The organism is Actinotalea subterranea, from assembly GCF_008364845.1.
GTDB lineage: Bacteria > Actinomycetota > Actinomycetes > Actinomycetales > Cellulomonadaceae > Actinotalea > Actinotalea subterranea.
The window spans coordinates 303,108-320,135 of sequence record NZ_VTTP01000002.1; the positions used below are offsets into that span (position 1 = coordinate 303,108).

14 protein-coding genes are annotated in these 17,028 nt (G+C 74.0%); 9 read left to right on the forward strand and 5 right to left on the reverse strand.

The annotated features are described in order from the left end of the window. Positions 1–58 precede the first annotated feature (58 nt). From leuS to holA, 5 genes are all read left to right on the forward strand, one after another. Complete coding sequence (gene leuS, locus FZ988_RS04370) at positions 59–2,971, forward strand: leucine--tRNA ligase (protein ID WP_149202785.1); 2,913 nt, start codon at positions 59–61, stop codon at positions 2,969–2,971. 35 nt (positions 2,972–3,006) lie between these two features. After that, the gene (locus FZ988_RS04375) at positions 3,007–3,849 is read left to right on the forward strand and encodes a DegV family protein (RefSeq protein WP_246169203.1); all 843 of its coding nucleotides are present in this window, start codon (positions 3,007–3,009) and stop codon (positions 3,847–3,849) included. Positions 3,850–3,943: 94 nt separating this feature from the next. After that, positions 3,944–5,206 carry a ComEA family DNA-binding protein gene (locus FZ988_RS18910; RefSeq protein ID WP_246169204.1) on the forward strand — a complete coding sequence of 421 codons (1,263 nt, stop codon included), beginning with the start codon at positions 3,944–3,946 and terminating at the stop codon, positions 5,204–5,206. A gap of 166 nt (positions 5,207–5,372) precedes the next feature. Continuing rightward, positions 5,373–6,815, forward strand: a complete 1,443-nt coding sequence (locus FZ988_RS04385) for a ComEC/Rec2 family competence protein (protein WP_149202787.1) — start codon at positions 5,373–5,375, stop codon at positions 6,813–6,815. A gap of 26 nt (positions 6,816–6,841) precedes the next feature. Then, entirely contained in the window at positions 6,842–7,843 is a 1,002-nt protein-coding gene (holA, locus tag FZ988_RS04390; RefSeq protein WP_149202788.1) for a DNA polymerase III subunit delta, read from the forward strand. On the opposite strand, the gene FZ988_RS04395 is transcribed toward holA, so the two are convergent. After that, positions 7,826–8,584 carry an EAL domain-containing protein gene (locus FZ988_RS04395; RefSeq protein ID WP_188078964.1) on the reverse strand — a complete coding sequence of 253 codons (759 nt, stop codon included), beginning with the start codon at positions 8,582–8,584 and terminating at the stop codon, positions 7,826–7,828. The two genes, holA and FZ988_RS04395, sit on opposite strands and share 18 nt — an antisense overlap. 240 nt (positions 8,585–8,824) lie before the next feature. Between FZ988_RS04395 and FZ988_RS19120 the strand changes: the two genes are divergently transcribed. Then, positions 8,825–8,956, forward strand: coding sequence for a hypothetical protein (locus FZ988_RS19120; protein ID WP_281287154.1), 132 nt, complete (start codon positions 8,825–8,827; stop codon positions 8,954–8,956). A gap of 305 nt (positions 8,957–9,261) precedes the next feature. After that, a complete protein-coding gene (locus FZ988_RS04400) occupies positions 9,262–10,608 on the forward strand; it encodes a helix-turn-helix domain-containing protein (RefSeq protein ID WP_149202790.1) in 1,347 nt (448 codons plus the stop codon). Between the two features lie 66 nt (positions 10,609–10,674). On the opposite strand, the gene FZ988_RS04405 is transcribed toward FZ988_RS04400, so the two are convergent. Beyond that, positions 10,675–11,520, reverse strand: a complete 846-nt coding sequence (locus FZ988_RS04405) for an EAL and HDOD domain-containing protein (protein WP_246169206.1) — start codon at positions 11,518–11,520, stop codon at positions 10,675–10,677. Between the two features lie 25 nt (positions 11,521–11,545). After that, the gene (gene rpsT / locus FZ988_RS04410) at positions 11,546–11,806 is read right to left on the reverse strand and encodes a 30S ribosomal protein S20 (protein ID WP_149202791.1); all 261 of its coding nucleotides are present in this window, start codon (positions 11,804–11,806) and stop codon (positions 11,546–11,548) included. 286 nt (positions 11,807–12,092) lie between these two features. On the opposite strand from rpsT, the gene lepA reads away from it, so the two are divergent. Then, positions 12,093–13,982 (forward strand): translation elongation factor 4, encoded by a 1,890-nt coding sequence (lepA, locus tag FZ988_RS04415; RefSeq protein ID WP_188078965.1) that lies wholly within the window; start codon positions 12,093–12,095, stop codon positions 13,980–13,982. Positions 13,983–13,995: 13 nt separating this feature from the next. Beyond that, positions 13,996–15,252, forward strand: coding sequence for a radical SAM family heme chaperone HemW (gene hemW / locus FZ988_RS04420; RefSeq protein ID WP_149202793.1), 1,257 nt, complete (start codon positions 13,996–13,998; stop codon positions 15,250–15,252). A 113-nt stretch (positions 15,253–15,365) separates the two neighbouring features. Here the strand turns inward: hemW and FZ988_RS04425 are convergent, their stop codons facing one another. After that, positions 15,366–15,980 carry a magnetosome magnetite crystal formation protein family gene (locus tag FZ988_RS04425; RefSeq protein ID WP_149202794.1) on the reverse strand — a complete coding sequence of 205 codons (615 nt, stop codon included), beginning with the start codon at positions 15,978–15,980 and terminating at the stop codon, positions 15,366–15,368. Between the two features lie 110 nt (positions 15,981–16,090). Next, positions 16,091–16,993, reverse strand: a complete 903-nt coding sequence (locus tag FZ988_RS04430; RefSeq protein ID WP_149202795.1) for a DUF3097 domain-containing protein — start codon at positions 16,991–16,993, stop codon at positions 16,091–16,093. Positions 16,994–17,028: the final 35 nt, after the last annotated feature.

The window sequence follows — 17,028 nt, forward strand, 5'->3', positions numbered from 1 at the left end:
CGACCCGCGGCGTCGACGACGTGCGGGTCGGTGCCGCGCGCGACGGTAGCCTGAGCGGGTGCACAACGAGCCCACGACAGCCACGTCCACCCCGGTCGGCGGAACCCCGCCGGAAGCCCCCCTGCGCTACACCGCCGCGCTCGCCGCGGACATCGAGAAGCGCTGGCAGGACCGGTGGGCCGAGCTCGGCACGTTCCACACGCCCAACCCCGACGGACCGCTCACCGACGGTGCGGGTCACCACGTCGCGGAGCAGACGCCCGCCTTCTTCATCATGGACATGTTCCCGTACCCCTCGGGGGACGGCCTGCACGTCGGCCACCCCCTCGGGTACATCGCGACCGACGTCGTGGGCCGCTACCGCCGGATGTGCGGGGACAACGTGCTCCACGCGCTCGGCTACGACGCGTTCGGCCTGCCCGCCGAGCAGTACGCGGTCCAGACGGGCCAGCACCCGCGGGTCACGACCGAGGCCAACATCGCCACGATGCGCCGGCAGCTGCGCCGGCTCGGCCTCGCGCACGACGAGCGCCGCTCGTTCGCGACGACCGACAGCGACTACGTGCGCTGGACCCAGTGGATCTTCCTCCAGGTCTTCAGCTCCTGGTACGACGCCGACGCCGTGCGCCCCGACGGCGGGCGCGGCAGGGCGCGGCCCATCGCGGAGCTCGAGGCCGAGTACGCCGCGGGCGAGCGTGCGACGCCCGACGGCCGCTCGTGGGCGGACCTGGACGTCGTCGAGCGACGCCGCGTGCTGGACGCCTCGCGCCTCGCGTACGTCTCCGAGACGCCCGTCAACTGGTGCCCCGGGCTGGGCACCGTGCTGGCGAACGAGGAGGTCACGGTCGACGGCCGCTCCGAGCGCGGCAACTACCCCGTGTTCAAGCGCAACCTGCGCCAGTGGAACATGCGCATCACGGCGTACGCCGACCGCCTGGCCGACGACCTCGACCTGATCGACTGGCCCGAGAAGGTGCGCTCGATGCAGCGCAACTGGATCGGGCGCTCCGAGGGCGCCCAGGTGACGTTCGAGGTCATCGGCGGCACCGAGGTCGAGGTCTTCACCACCCGTCCCGACACGCTGTTCGGCGCGACGTTCATGGTCGTGGCGCCCGAGCACCCGCTGCTCGACGAGGTGCCGGCCGAGTGGCCGGACGGCACGCACAAGACGTGGACGGGCGGTCACCGCACGCCCGTCGCGGCCGTGGCCGAGTACCGGACGGCGTCGGCCGCCAAGACGGCCGTCGAGCGTCAGGCCGACGCGGGCCGCAAGACGGGCGTGTTCACCGGGCACCTGGCGATCAACCCGGTCAACGGCGAGCCGATCCCGGTCTTCACCGCCGACTACGTGCTCATGGGCTACGGCACCGGCGCGATCATGGCCGTCCCCGCGCAGGACGAGCGCGACTGGCAGTTCGCCGAGGCGTTCGAGCTGCCCGTCGTCCGCACCGTCGCGCCGCCCGAGGGCTGGGAGGGCGGTGCCTACACGGGTGACGGGCCCGCGATCAACTCGTCGAACGAGGAGATCAGCCTCGACGGGATGGAGGTCGCGGACGCGAAGGCCACGATCACCGCGTGGCTGGCCGACAAGGGCCTGGGCACCGGGACCGTCACGTACCGGCTGCGCGACTGGCTGTTCAGCCGGCAGCGCTACTGGGGCGAGCCCTTTCCGATCGTGTACGACGAGCACGACCTGCCGATCGCCCTGCCCGAGAGCATGCTGCCGGTGGACCTGCCCGAGGTCCCCGACTACTCGCCGCGGACCTTCGAGCCGGACGACGTGCACTCGACCCCGGAGCCGCCGCTGGGCCGCAACGAGGAGTGGGTGCACGTCACCCTGGACCTGGGGGACGGGCCCCGCACGTACCGCCGTGACACGAACACGATGCCCAACTGGGCGGGGTCCTGCTGGTACTACCTGAACTACCTGGACCCCGGTCGCCGGGACGTGCTCGTCGACCCGGCGCTCGAGCGCTACTGGATGGGCCCGCAGCACAACGCGGCGACGGGCTCCTCGGGTGGTGTCGACCTGTACGTGGGCGGCGTCGAGCACGCGGTGCTGCACCTGCTCTACGCGCGCTTCTGGCACAAGGTCCTCTTCGACCTCGGGCACGTCTCGAGCGTCGAGCCGTTCCGCACCCTGTTCAACCAGGGCTACATCCAGGCGTACGCCTACAAGGACGCGCGCGGCCAGTACGTGCCGGCCAGCGAGGTCGTGGAGGACGAGGCGGCGTCGACGGGCTTCACGTGGGAGGGCCAGGAGGTCCACCGCGAGTACGGCAAGATCGGCAAGTCGCTCAAGAACAGCGTCACGCCCGACGAGATGTACGAGGCCTACGGTGCGGACACGTTCCGGGTCTACGAGATGTCCATGGGCCCGCTCGACCTGTCACGCCCCTGGGAGACGCGCGCCGTCGTCGGCTCGCAGCGGTTCCTCCAGCGGCTGTGGCGCAACGTCGTCGACGAGCACACGGGCGAGCTGACGGTCGTGGACGAGGAGCCCGCGCCCGAGACGCTGCGGCTGCTGCACCGGACGATCGACGACGTGCGCACCGAGATGGGCGCGATGCGCTTCAACACCGCGATCGCCAAGCTCATCGTGCTCAACAACCACATGACGGGCCTGGCACGTGTCCCGCGCGTGGTGGCCGAGGCCGTCGTGCTCATGGTCGCGCCCATCGCCCCGCACATCAGCGAGGAGCTGTGGTCCCGCCTGGGCCACCCGGACAGCCTGATCCGGGAGCCGTACCCCGTGGCGGACCCGGCGTTCCTCGTCGAGGACACCGTCACCTGCGTCGTGCAGGTGCAGGGCAAGGTGCGCGACCGGCTCGAGGTGCCCGCGTCGATCGGTGAGGACGAGCTGCGTGAGCTCGCGCTCGCGACGGCCGGCGTCCGGCGGGCCCTCGACGGGCGTGAGGTCCGGACGGTCGTCGTGCGGGCGCCGCGCCTGGTCAACGTCGTGCCGGCCTGAGCATGCCGCCTGCCGCCGGGCACCGGGTCGCCGTGGTGACCGACTCCACGGCGTCGGTCCCGGCGGCGCTGCTCGACGCCGCTGACATCACGGTGGTCCCGCTCCAGGTCGTGATCGACGGGGTGCCCCACCGCGAGGGCGTCGACCTGTGCCCCAGCGCGCTCGCTGACGCGATGCGCGCGGGCGCCACGGTGTCGACGTCCCAGCCCGGGCCGGACGCGTTCGCACGCGTGTACGCGCGGCTGGCGGCCCGCGGAGCGCGCGAGATCGTCTCGGTGCACCTGTCCTCCGAGCTCTCCGGGACGGTCACGTCCGCCCAGATCGCCGCGCAGACGTGCGGGGTCCCCGTGCACGTGGTCGACTCGCGCACGGTCGGCATGGGGCTCGGGTTCGCCGTGCTCGCCGCGGCCCGCGCCGGCGCGCAGACGGACGCGTCCGGCGGGTCGGGTGACGCCGCCGCGCGGGCGGCTCTGCGCTGCGCCGCGTCGTCGGAGGTGCTCTTCGCCGTCGACACCCTCGACCACCTGCGGCGCGGGGGGCGCCTCGGTCCGGTGGCCGCCGCCGTGGGGGCCGTGCTCGGTCTGCGACCCGTCCTGGGGGTGCGCGACGGCCGCATCGAGGTCGTCGAGAAGGTCCGGACGAGCGTGCGTGCGCGTGAGCGCGTGATCGATGCGTCCGTCGAGGCGGTGCGACGCCGGTCCACGGCGGTCGCGGCCGTCCACCACTTCGACGACCCGGCTCTCGGCGAGGAGGTCGCGCGGGTGATCCGTGACCGGTGCGGCGCCGGCCTGGACGACGTCCACGTGGCCCAGATCAGTGCCGTGGTCGGTGCGCACGTGGGCCCGGGCCTCGTCGCCGTGGTGGTCGCCGAGCGCTGACCCGCGGGTCCACAGGTCCAGGCGCGCCACGAGCGCGCACAGGCCCATCGCCCCCGCGCCCGGTGCGCCCGGGCCGACCCCTAGCGTCGCTCCGGTGGCAGCCGAGGAGAACCTGGACGAGGCGACGCGGGCACGCCTCCTGCGCATCGCGCAGGGCGCCCGCCGCACCTCGGCACCCGGCACCGCGGCGACGGCCGAGGCGCTGGGGGAGCAGCGAGCCTGGCAGCCGTCAGGTGCGACGACCGGTGCGGGAGCCGTCCGCGGACGCGCCCACCGCCACGTCCCCGCAGGCGACCGTGCCCTCCCGACGGAGCCGACCTCGGCCTCGGGGACGGGTGCCCAGGAGGAGCGGTGGGTCCCCGCCCGTCCCGCCGCACCCCGGGCGTCCCACGGGACGCCGACCGCGGAGCCGTCGCCGGACGTCCCCTGGCCGGCAGCCGGAGGGCAGTCCCCGGGGGGCGCGTGGCTGCCGCGCGATCGTTGGCCGGTTGACGCGGCGGACGGCGCCGCCCCGGTGGCACCGGCCGGCCGCGAGCTGCGCGAGCGCGCCATCGGGTCCGCCGTCCGCGCCTACACGGCAGCGCACGGCCACCCCCTCGAGCACGAGTCGGACGACGGCGCGCGTCCGGGCACCGAGCGGCGGCGCTGGGCGCTCTCGCCACGGGTCACGATCGCCGGGCTCGTGGCGCTGACCGCCATCACCCTCGTCGTCGTGCTGCGGGGCGGCCTCGTCACGGCGGCCCCGATCGTCGAGGTCGTGGGCGTGGGTGACGCCGGGGTCGGCACCTCGGCGGCGGCGGACGGCGGTGCAGGAGCGGCGGCGGACGGCGGCGTGCCTGCCGGTGCGGACGAGGGCGGGACGACGGGCGGGACGACAGGCGGCACCGCGGCGGACCCGGGTGCACCGGCAGCCGAGGACGTGGTGGTCCACGTGGTCGGGCAGGTCGCGGCGCCCGGTGTCGTCACGCTCGCCGCCGGCGCGCGCGTGACGGACGCCATCACCGCGGCCGGCGGCCCGACGGCTGAGGCCGACCTCTCGGCGCTCAACCTCGCACGTGAGCTCGTCGACGGGGAGCAGGTCGCCGTCCCCCGCCCGGGCGAGGTGCTCGCCGGCGCCTCACCCGCCGAGACGGGGGACGCGGCGGGTGCGCCGCCCACCCCGTCGGACGTCCTGGACCTCAACACCGCCGACGCGACGGCGCTCGACGCCCTCCCCGGCATCGGCCCGGTCCTCGCCCAGCGGATCGTGGACTGGCGCTCCGAGCACGGACGCTTCACCTCGGTCGACGAGCTGGGCGAGGTCAGCGGGATCGGGCCGTCCGTCCTCGAGGGCCTGCGTGAGCTCGTCGGGGTGTGAGCGCACGTCCGGGCCGGTGAGCGCAGGCGCGCCCGGGACGGAGCTGCGTCCTGGTGCGCGCGGGGCTCCCGACCTGCGGCCCGCCCCCGACCTGCGGCCGACGACGGACCTCCGGCTCGTGCCCGCGGCTCTCGCCGCCTGGGTGACGAGCGCGGCAGGGGTCGGCATGAGCACAGCCACCGTCGCGCTCACGGGGTGCCTCGCCCTGGCCGTCGCCGCTCTCGTCACCCTGGTCACCCGCCGGGCGCGGCGCCCCCGGTCCCGAGCCCCCGGGCGTGGCGCGGACGTCCTGTCCTCGTGCTGGTTCCTCGCCTGCGTCGTCGCCCTCGTGTGCGTCAGCGCCGCCGCGCAGCTGCACGTGCGCGGTACGGGGCCGCTGACACGGCTCGCGGCCGACGGTGCGACGGTCGTGGTCGTCGGGGTGGTGCGGGCCGAGCCGGAGGCCGTGGGCACCGGGTCCGGAGGCGGCGCTCCGCGACGCACGACGGTCGTGGCCGTCGAGGCGGTGACCGGCCGCGGCGCCACGGTGCGGGTGTCCGCGCTCGTCCTCGTGCGGGGCGGGGCGGAGCTCGTCGTGCCGTACGGTGCCCGCGTCGAGCTGCGCGGGCGGCTCGGTCCTGGGCAGCCGGGCGCTCGGGAGAGCGCGGTGCTGGCGGTCGACGGCGCACCGCGCGTCCTGGGACCGCCCGGCATGGTCGACCGCGAGCTCGGCAGGCTCCGCAGCACGCTGCTCGAGGTCACCGACGGCTTCCCGGCGGACGCCCGCGGGCTCGTCCCCGGTGCCGCGGTGGGTGACACGAGCCGGCTGCCGGCGGACCTCGACGAGGCGATGCGCGTGGCCGGCCTCACGCACGTGACGGCCGTCTCCGGTGGCCACTTCGCGGTGCTCTCCTCGACGGTGCTCGGGCTCGCCGCGCTGCTCGGCCTGCCGCGCTGGGCACGCGCCCTCGCCGTCGGAGCCGTCATGACCTGGTTCGTGCTCCTCGTGCACCCGGAGCCCAGCGTGCTCCGGGCGGCAGCGATGGGCCTCGCGGGCGTCGTCGGTCTCCTGGTGGGCCGCCCGTCGCGCGCCGTGCCGGCCCTCGCCGCGACGGTCGTGGTGCTCCTGGTGGTCGACCCGTGGCTCGCACGGTCCTACGGGTTCGTGCTCTCGGTGGCGGCGACGGGCGCGATCGTGCTCCTCGCACCTCGCCTCGCCGCACGGGTGCGCGGCCTGGTCCCGCACTGGCTGGCCCTGGCCATCGCGGTCCCGGTGGCCGCGCAGGCCGCGTGCGGACCGGTCCTCCTCATGCTCCAGCCCACCCTCTCGCCCTATGCCGTCCCGGCGAACGTGCTCGCGGCGCCCGCACTCGTCCCGGCCACCCTCCTGGGCGTCGGTGCGACGGTCACCGGCCCCTGGGCGCCGGAGGTCGCCGGGCTGCTCGCACGCGGCGCCGCCGGCGCGACGTGGTGGATCGCGACCGTCGCCCGGACGTTCGCCGGGCTGCCCGGGGCGAGCGTCGCGTGGCCCGGGGGAGCAGTGGGCGCCGCGCTCCTCGCCGGCCTGACCGCCGCGGTGCTCGGGATCCTCGTGCGTGGCGGGCGCTCCCGCTCCGAGGAGCGTGCGTGACAGCGGTACGTGGCAGGCTGTGCGGCATGCCCCCAGCAAGTCGCCGACCGGCGAGCGCCTCCGTCACGTGGGACCAGGTCGAGATCGCACCCCTCGTCCTCGTGACAGGTGGTGAGGCGCTCCTGGCGGAGAGAGCGGTCGAGCGGGTCCTCGGCCAGGCGCGCGAGCAGGACCCGTCCGTCGAGGTCACTCGCCTCGAGGGTCCCTCCTACGAGGCCGGGCGGCTCCAGGTCGCGACGAGCCCCTCGCTCTTCGACGAGGCCCGCGTGGTCGTGCTCACCGACCTGCAGGCCGCGACCGAGCAGGCGCTCGCCGACGTCACGGAGTACGTCGCGGCGCCGGCGCCCGACGTCGTCCTGGTGCTCCAGCACGGGGGCGGTGTCCGGGGCAAGCGCACGCTCGACGCGATCCGGGCCGCCGGTGCCCTGACGGTGGCGTGCGACCCGGTCAAGCGGGACGCGGACAAGTCGGCGTTTGCGGTGGCCGAGCTCCGCAGGGCCCGGCGCAAGGCCGAGCCCGCTGCGCTGCGCGCGCTCGTGGAGGCATGCGGCGCGGACCTGCGCGAGCTCGCGGCGGCGTGCCAGCAGCTCGCCGCCGACACGACCGGGACCGTGACCCTCGAGGTCGTGACCCGCTACTACGGGGGCCGCGTCGAGGCGACGGGTTTCCGCGTGGCCGACGCCGCGGTCGAGGGACGGGCCGGGGAGGCCGTCGCGCTCCTGCGCCACGCGGTCGCCACGGGCACGGATCCCGTGCCGCTGGTCGCCGCGCTGGCGGCGAAGCTCCGCACCCTGGCCAAGGTCGGTGCAGCGCGTGGTCGCGGGCTGGACCCTGCGCGGGACCTGGGTCTCGCGTCGTGGCAGGTGGACCGCGCCCGCCGGGACCTGTCCCGATGGACCCCCGAGGCGCTCGCCGACGCGATCGCCGCCGTCGCCCAGGCCGATGCCGAGGTCAAGGGCGCCGGACGCGACCCCGTCTTCGCGATCGAGCGCGCGGTGCTGCGGGTCGCCTCAGCGGTGCGACCCTGAGGACCTGACCCGCCCGACGTCGAGCACGAGGGCGGGCTCCAGGAGGTTCCCCTGGACGAGGTCGAAGCCCAGCGTGCGGCACCACGCGAGGTCGTCCGGCGTCTCGACCCGCTCGGCCACCGTCGTCGCGCCGTAACGCCGCGCCGCGTCCAGGAGTCCCGCGCCGTGCGCGCGAAGGTCCCTCAGGTCGATCTTCACGAGGTCGACGTCCGGCAGGAGGACCAGCTGGTCCGGCAGCCCGCTGAAGTCGTCGATCGCGACCAGGTGACCTGCGTCGCGTAGTGCCCGCACCCCGGCGACGACGTCCGGCTCGGCCCGCACCGACTCGACGACCTCGAGACCCATACCTGCGGGCAGGGGCGGCAGGTCCATCTCGCCCACGAACAAGGTCCGGGTGGCGTTGACGAACACCGGGCCGTGCCCACCGAGCGCCTCGAGCCCGCACCGCAGCGCCGTGAGGACCACGTGCCGCGTGGCGCGGTCCTGCTCGTCGGCGGGCCACTCGTCGACAGGCGTCGTCGCGACGGCCGAGCGGTACAGGAGCTCGCAGCCGTAGCGCGCGCCGCCGACCGTGAACACCGTCTGCCGCCCGAGCAGGACGGGGCGGCGCCTGTCCGCCTCGCCCGCCTGACGGTGCGCCGGTGGCGGGGAGGGCAGGGTGCCGCCCTCGCGCTGACGTGGGACCTCACCGCCGCGCTGCCGTGGGACCCGCGGGGCCCGGTGCGAGCCGTCGGCTCGCACCGCACGGGGTGCAGCGCTCAGAAGCGGAGTCACATCAGATGTGACTGCCAGGGCACGTTCGGATGACGTGGCAACAGGTGTGATGAACATCACACCGAAATGGCGGGTGGATCCCTCCGGCTTTGTCAGCAAACGTCGGGCAGATGTGCCCCCGAGGTCCTTGATCGCCGGTGCAAATCAGGAGGAACCCTGTCATAGTCGTCATGACAGCCCCCCCGCTGCAGACGAAGGAGAAGGACCATGAACCGCTCGCTCAAGACCCTCGCGGCGACCGCCATCACGCTCAGCCTCGCGGTCGTCGGCCTCCCGCTGACGTCCGGCGACGGCGGCATGACCATCAGCACCGGGACCTCGGGCTGCTGCCGCCAGTGACCGGTGCCGCGTCGCACGACGAGGGGTTCCCGGCAGACCGGGAGCCCCTCGCCGCTGGCCGGGCCGGAGACCCGCGCGTCTGACAGGACCACCGACCCGCCCGCCTGACCGTCCCGCCGACCCGCGCGCCTGACCTGCCTTTGCCGACCTGCCCACCGGCCCGCGCGCCTGACCGTCCCTGTCGACCATGCGAGCCGACCTGCGCGGCTGACCTGCCCGGACGGTCGCGGCACGCGCGTTTTTCACCCCGACGAGTGTGGACAGCCCCTCCCGTCGAGGCCGTGTCATGGGTACAGTTACGGCTTGTGACTGACCTTTCGGAACGGCTGCGTGCGGAGCGGACCCGTGCTGGGCTCTCGCAGACCGCCCTTGCAGGGGACGACTTCTCGCCGAGCTACATCTCGCTCATCGAGGCGGGGCGGAGGACGCCGACCGAGGCGGCACTCAAGGTCCTCGCCGGCCGGCTGGGCACCTCGGCGGACTACCTCCGGTTCGGCGACAAGGCGCCGAGCGAGGAGAAGGCCCGCATGGAGATCGGCTTCGCACGGCTCGCGCTCGCGAACGGAGAGCCTGCGGAGGCCCGTGACCGCCTTCTGGCGCTCGACCTCTCGACGATCGCGCCGCGGCACCACCAGGAGGCGCTCCACGCCCTCGCTCTCGCCCACGAGGCGCTCGGCGACCTTGACGAGTCCGTCGCCGTGCTGGAGCCCCTGCTCAACGACGCCCGGGCGCACCGGCGCTCCCTCGAGTCCGCGCGTCTGGCGACCGACCTCGTCGCCTCCTACCACGAGGCCGGCGACCTCGGGCACAGCATCGAGCTCGGCGAGGACGTCCTGCGGGAGATCGAGGCGGACGGGATCGCCGGTACCGACGAGCACCTGCGGCTCGCCTCGACGGTGCTGTGGTCGTACTACGACCGCGGCGACATGCTCTACGCGACGCACCGTGCCGGCGAGCTGATCTCGCTCGCCGACGGGCAGGGCTCCATGCGTGGCCGGGGGAGCATCTACTGGAACGCCTCGCTCGTGGCGGAGGGCCGCGGCGACTTCGCCGAGGCGCGCCGGCTCGCCGAGCGTGCCCTCGCGTACCTGAGCGAGGGCGCCGCGAGCCGTGACGTCCCGCGGCTGCGCCAGCACTACGGCTGGCTCCTGCTCCGGACGGACCCGCCCGAGCCCGAGACCGCGCTGGAGCACCTCGAGCAGGCGGCGGTCGACCTGGCTCTCATCGGCTCCGAGGTCGAGCTCGCGCGCTGCGCGTTCGAGTCGGCGCGTGCCCACCTCATGCTCGGACGCACGGACGTCGCGGACACGCTCGTCCAGGAGGGCCTGGCACGACTCGACGACAAGGCCGTGTTCGAGGCGTGCGACGGCCACATCGTCCTCGGTGACGTGCGGGCCGCGCTCGGAGACCGCGACGGCGCCCAGGAGGCGTACCGCTGGGCGGCCGACAGGCTCGCGATGATGTCGGCAGGGCGCCAGTCGGCGACCGTGTGGCGTTCGCTGGCCGACCGCATGCTCGAGTACGGGGACGAGGCGGGCGCCGTGCGCGCCTACGAGATGGCGCTGCGCGAGGCCGGGATCCGGCCGACGACGTTCCCGCTCGTCACGCCGCGCGCCCTCGCCGCTGGGTTCGGTCAGGCCGCAGAGGTCTGACCTGCGTCATCGGGGCTGGCGGGCAGGGGGAGCCAGCGCCGTGCTCTCACCACGCGTCGAGCGCCCTCAGGCAGGGCGCGGAGCGGGCACGTGGGTGGGACTGTGGGGCGCCGTACCTCGCGGCGGCGCCCCGGGGCGGTCCACCGGCTGTCGCGGCTGCGGGACCGTCATCGGGTCGGCAGCGAGCACGCGGGCGGGCTCGAGCAGGTTGCCCTGGAACAGGTCGAACCCCAGGGCCACGCAGTCGTCCCACTGGGCGGCGGTCTCGATCCGCTCGGCGACGAGCAGCGCGCCATGGCTGCGGGCGAGGTCCAGGAGCCGTGGGCCCCGTGTCGCAAGGTCGCGCAGGTCGACCTTCACGTACGAGGCGTGGGGCAGGATGAGCAGCTGGCTGTCCAGGCCCACGAAGTCGTCGATCGCGAGCGCGTAGCCCGCGTCGCGCAGGCGACGGACGCCCGCGAGCACCGCGGCGTCGACACGCACCGTCTCGACGGCCTCGACCACGAGGTGCTCGGGGCTGGGCGGGAGCGGCAGGCGCCCCGTGAGGTACGAGCGCGTGCAGTTGACGAAGGCCGGCCGACCACCGAGCAGCGGCCCCGGGCCGTTGCGGGTGAACGTCGCGCCGAGCACACGCATGGTCGCCCGGTCCTGGGCCGCGGGTGACCAGCGGTCGACCTTGAGCGCGTGGTCCTGACCCGTGCGGTAGAGGAACTCGTGGCCGTGGACCGCGCCGTCGGCCGTGAAGATGCCCTGGCGCCCCACGACCCGGGGTCGGGGTCGGGGTGCCGTGTCGAGCTCGGGGGTCACCAGGCTGAGCAGCGGTTCAGGGGCGACCAGGGGCGCGGCGTTCGGCACACCTGGTGAGACGCCGACGGCGTCACCCCATGACGCGGGTGACGCCGTCGATCTCACGGACGTCGTCCGTGAGAGGTGTGGCTCAGAGGCTCGCGACCTGCTTGGCGAGCGACGACTTGCGGTTCGCTGCCTGGTTGGCGTGGATGACGCCCTTGCTCACAGCCTTGTCGAGCTTGGTCGAGGCCGTGCGCAGCGCGGTCGCGGCCGCGTCCTTGTCACCGGCGGCGATGGCCTCGCGCACACGACGCACATGCGTCTTGAGCTCGGACTTCACCGCCTTGTTGCGGAGGCGCGCGATCTCGTTGGTACGGATGCGCTTGATCTGGGACTTGATGTTCGCCACGTAGGTTGACTCTCTTGTGCGTTCGCCGAAGCGATCTGACAGGTCGTAGAGGGCGCGTCCAGCGCCGGGACTGGGGCGTGGGGACACCCTCGGAGAGGAGCTGGACCAGTGCCCGCCGACCTGGGCGGACACGCGAACGCCGATGATATCAGCCGGGGTCCTGCACGAGCGACCGTGCGGCATCGGCACCGGCTCGTGGGACCATGGTGGCACCCGTCGGACGACGGCACGGGTGACCGCAGCCGTCGTCGACCGTCCACCCCACGAGTCCCGGAGCGCGTCCTTAGTGTCCCCGATCCCCAGCGCAGCGCTGAGCGAGCACATCCAGCCCGCCGCCACGGCACCGGAGCTCCTCCGCAACTTCTGCATCATCGCCCACATCGACCACGGCAAGTCGACGCTCGCCGACCGGATGCTCCAGCAGACGGGCGTCGTCTCCGACCGCGCCATGCGGGCGCAGTACCTCGACCGCATGGACATCGAGCGCGAGCGCGGCATCACGATCAAGTCGCAGGCCGTCCGCATGCCGTGGGCCGTCGAGGCGGGCGGGACGACGACGGCGTACGCGCTCAACATGATCGACACGCCGGGCCACGTCGACTTCACGTACGAGGTCTCGCGGTCGCTCGCGGCGTGCGAGGGAGCGGTGCTGCTGGTGGACGCGGCGCAGGGGATCGAGGCGCAGACGCTCGCCAACCTCTACCTCGCGATGGAGAACGACCTCGCGATCATCCCCGTGCTGAACAAGATCGACCTGCCGGCCGCGCAGCCCGAGAAGTACGCGGAGGAGCTCGCCGGGCTCGTCGGCGTCGACCCGGCCGACGTGCTCAAGGTCTCGGGCAAGACCGGCGTGGGCGTCACCGAGCTCCTCGACCGGATCGTCGAGCGCGTACCCGCCCCGCAGGGCTCGGCCGACGCGCCGGCGCGCGCGATGATCTTCGACTCGGTGTACGACACGTACCGGGGCGTCGTCACGTACGTCCGGGTGGTCGACGGCCACCTGAGCCCGCGCGAGAAGATCGTGATGATGTCCACCCGGGCGCACCACGAGCTCCTCGAGATCGGTGTGATCTCGCCCGAGCCCATCCCGACCAAGGGTCTGGGCGTCGGCGAGGTCGGCTACCTCATCACGGGCGTCAAGGACGTGCGCCAGTCCAAGGTCGGCGACACCGTCACGAACCAGAGCAAGCCTGCGAGCGAGGCGCTCGCCGAGTACCACGACCCGCGTCCCATGGTCTTCTCGGGCCTGTACCCGATCGACGGCTCGGACTACCCGGTGCTGCGCGACGCGCTCGACCGCCTCAAGCTCAACGACGCCGCGCTCGTCTACGAGCCCGAGACGTCGGTCGCCCTCGGCTTCGGGTTCCGGGTCGGCTTCCTCGGCCTGCTCCACCTCGAGATCGTCCGGGAGCGGCTCGAGCGCGAGTTCGACCTCGACCTGATCTCGACCGCGCCGAACGTCGTCTACGAGGTGACCCTCGAGGACCGGTCCGTGGTCACGGTCACCAACCCGAGCGAGTTCCCGGGCGGCAAGATCGGCGAGGTCCGTGAGCCGGTCGTCAAGGCCACGATCCTCGCGCCGAGCGAGTTCATCGGCGCCGTCATGGAGCTGTGCCAGTCCCGCCGCGGCGACCTGCTGGGCATGGACTACCTCTCCGCCGAGCGCGTCGAGATGCGGTACACGCTGCCGCTCGCCGAGATCGTCTTCGACTTCTTCGACCAGCTGAAGTCCAAGACGCGCGGCTACGCGTCGCTCGACTACGAGCCCGCGGGCGAGGCCGCGGCCGACCTGGTCAAGGTGGACATCCTGCTGCAGGGCGAGCAGGTCGACGCGTTCAGCGCGATCGTCCACAAGGACAAGGCGTACGCGTACGGCGTCATGATGGCCGGCAAGCTCAAGGAGCTCATCCCGCGCCAGCAGTTCGAGGTGCCCATCCAGGCCGCCGTCGGAGCGCGCGTCATCGCGCGCGAGACCGTCCGCGCGATGCGCAAGGACGTCCTCGCCAAGTGCTACGGCGGCGACATCACCCGTAAGCGCAAGCTCCTGGAGAAGCAGAAGGAGGGCAAGAAGCGCATGAAGACCATCGGACGGGTCGACGTCCCGCAGGAGGCCTTCATCGCCGCCCTGTCGACGGAGTCGGGCGGCAAGGACGCCAAGGACAAGTCCAAGAAGTGACGGTGGGCACGCCATGACCCCGGCGCTGCCCGACGGCGAGCCGGTCCCGGACGACGGCGCCCTTCCCGCCTGGGTGCGTCAGGCCCGGACCGCGCCGGCGGGAGTCGAGGAGCGCGCCTTCGGCGTGTACCTGCACGTGCCGTTCTGCACGGTGCGGTGCGGGTACTGCGACTTCAACACGTACACGGCGAGCGAGCTCGGCGGGGGCGCGAGCCAGGCGTCCTACGCGCAGACGGCCGTCCAGGAGATCGCCCTCGCCGCCCGGGTCCTCGACGACGCCGGGGTCGGTGGACGCGCGGTCTCGACCGTGTTCGTCGGCGGCGGGACGCCCACCGTGCTGCCCGTGGCGGACCTGAGCCTCATGCTCGCGGCTGTCCGGCGGACCTGGGGCCTGGCCCCGGGCGCCGAGGTGACGACCGAGGCCAACCCGGACTCCGTGACCCCCGAGTCGCTCGAGCGCCTCGCCGCTGCCGGGTTCACCCGCGTGTCCTTCGGGATGCAGTCGGCCGTCACGCGCGTGCTCGCGACGCTCGAGCGGACCCACGACCCGGCGCGCGTGCCCCAGGTGGTCGCGTGGGCGCGCGCCGCGGGGCTCGACGTCTCGCTGGACCTCATCTACGGGACGCCGGGGGAGACCCTCGCAGACTGGCGGGAGTCCGTCGAGGCGGCCCTCGCCTGCGGCGTCGACCACGTGTCGGCCTACGCGCTCGTCGTCGAGCAGGGCACACGCATGGCGGCGCAGGTGCGCCGCGGCCTCCTGACGCTCCCCGACGAGGACGACCAGGCCGCGAAGTACGAGCTCGCCGACGACCTGCTCGCGTCGGCCGGGCTGCACTGGTACGAGGTGAGCAACTGGTCGCGCGGACCCGAGCACGCGAGCCGTCACAACCTGGCCTACTGGCGGGGCGACGACTGGTGGGGGGTCGGTCCCGGTGCGCACTCGCACGTGGGTGCCGGCGACCGGGCCGTGCGCTGGTGGAACGTCAAGCACCCCCGCGCGTACGCGGACCGGCTCGCCGGTGCACGGAGCCCGGCTGCCGGCCGTGAGCTCCTGGAGCCGGAGGACGTCGCGCTCGAGCGCGTCCTGCTCGGCGTGCGGCTCGCCGAGGGCATGGACCTCGGTCTCCTCGCCCCGGGCGCCCGGACCGCCGTCGCGGGTCTCGTGGCGGACGGCCTGCTCGACGGGGTCGCCGCGGTGCGTGGTCGCGTGCTGCTCACGCGGCGCGGGCGGCTGCTCGCCGATGCGGTGGTCCGCGCGCTGACGGACTGAGCTGCTCCCGCGCCCGACGCACCACCGCCGCGGACCTCGCGGCCCGTGCCTCTGAGACGCACGAGGGGCCGGCGACCTCGCGGTCACCGGCCCCTCGTCGTGCGCCTAGCGGCTCACTTGATGAAGCGGATGTTCACCGGGTAGCGGTACGCCTCGCCCTTGTTGGCGGCGACCGCGGCCATGATCATAAAGACCAGCGGTGCGATCATCACGACCCACAGGATCGAGCCGAGGCCGAAGGTGACCACGGTGATCACGGTGAGCGCGATGCTCGCGATCACGACGGTGATCTGGAAGTTGAGGGCCTCCTTGGCCTGCTCCTCGACGAAGCGGCCACGGTCCTTGTACATCAGCCAGATCACGAGCGGGGCGATGAAGCTGAGGATCAGGCCACCGATGTGCGCGAGGGTCGCCCAGAGGCGCTGGTCGGCGTCGGTCATCGGTGCACCCATCGGCGCGCCGTACCCGGGCGCCTGCGGCGCGGCGCCGTACCCGGGCGGCGGGGTCGCGCCGTACGCGGGCGGCGGCGTGCTGCCGTAGGCCGGCGGGGGCGTCGTGCCGTAGGCGGGCGGGGGCGTGCTGCCGTACGCGGGCGGCGGAACCGCACCGGGCGGGGGCGGGACGGCGCCGGCCGGCGGCGTCGCGGGTGCCTCGTACGCGGGCGGCGGCGGAGGTGCCGGCTGGTCGCTGCCCGGCACGTTGGGCTCGTCGGACGGGTTGGTCGTCATGATCAGTTCACCGGCTCTGTCGAGAAGGGTCGCCTGCCCGGCGCGGGAGGGCGCCGGTCGAGCTCGCGGAGCGATCGCTCCCAGTTCAGTGGAAACAGTAGCGAAAGGGGTCAGGGAGTGGGGGGAGCGTCCGCCGTGACGAAGTCGATGAGCTCCTCCATCCGCCCCAGGAGAGCGGGCTCGAGGTCCCGGTAGTCGCGTACCGACGCCAGGATCCGCTGCCAGCCCCGGGCGACGTCGGCCTGGTCCGCGCAGGGCCAGCCGAGCTGGTCGAGGATGCCGTGCTTCCACTCGGTCCGGCGGTCGACGGTCGGCCAGCGGTCGAGGCCGAGGCGGGCGGGCCGCACCGCCTGCCAGACGTCGACGTAGGGGTGGCCGAGCACGAGCACGGTGCCGGGGCGGGTGCCCCGCACCGCCTCGGCGGCGATGCGCGACTCCTTGCTCCCGGGCACCAGGTGGTCCACGAGGACGCCCACCCGCCGGTCGGCCGAGGGGGCGAAGTCCGCCAGCGCGTCGGCGAGGTTGTCGACGCCGTCGAGCATCTCGACGACGACGCCCTCGATCCGCAGGTCGTCACCCCAGACCTTCTCGACGAGCTCGGCGTCGTGGCGGCCCTCGACCCAGATCCGCGCGCCGCGCGCGACGCGAGCACGGACGCCCGGGACGGCGCGTGACCCCGACGCCGTCCGGGTGGGCGCCGCGGGCGCCGACGGTCCGGCGGGCGGGGTGAGCTCGACGGGCTCCCCGTCGACCCAGAAGCCCGGGCCGAGCGGGAACGTCCGCGTGCGCCCGTGCCGGTCCTCGAGGACGACCACCCGCATGCCGCCGGAGCGCTCGACGCGCACCACGGCGCCCACCCAGCCCGTCGTGACCTCCTCGACGACGAGGCCGGTCTCGGCGACCTGCGGGCGCGACGTCCGCATGCCGCGCGTCCGCGCCGCGCTGCCGCGGGGTGCGCCCGGAGCCGGGTCCGGGGCTCGGAGCACGTCGCGCCCGTACCGGTCCGTGGTCATGCGTGGTCCCTGCTCACCGGTTCCCTCGTCCTCCT

What these genes read in the sequence shown, in the direction of transcription:
- hemW (WP_149202793.1), top strand. Translation starts at nt 13,996, where the DNA reads ATGACCCCGGCGCTGCCCGACGGCGAGCCGGTCCCGGACGACGGCGCC.
- FZ988_RS19120 (WP_281287154.1), top strand. Translation starts at nt 8,825, where the DNA reads ATGAACCGCTCGCTCAAGACCCTCGCGGCGACCGCCATCACGCTCAGC.
- FZ988_RS04430 (WP_149202795.1), bottom strand. Translation starts at nt 16,993, where the DNA reads ATGACCACGGACCGGTACGGGCGCGACGTGCTCCGAGCCCCGGACCCG.
- FZ988_RS04385 (WP_149202787.1), top strand. Translation starts at nt 5,373, where the DNA reads ATGAGCACAGCCACCGTCGCGCTCACGGGGTGCCTCGCCCTGGCCGTC.
- holA (WP_149202788.1), top strand. Translation starts at nt 6,842, where the DNA reads ATGCCCCCAGCAAGTCGCCGACCGGCGAGCGCCTCCGTCACGTGGGAC.
- FZ988_RS04425 (WP_149202794.1), bottom strand. Translation starts at nt 15,980, where the DNA reads ATGACGACCAACCCGTCCGACGAGCCCAACGTGCCGGGCAGCGACCAG.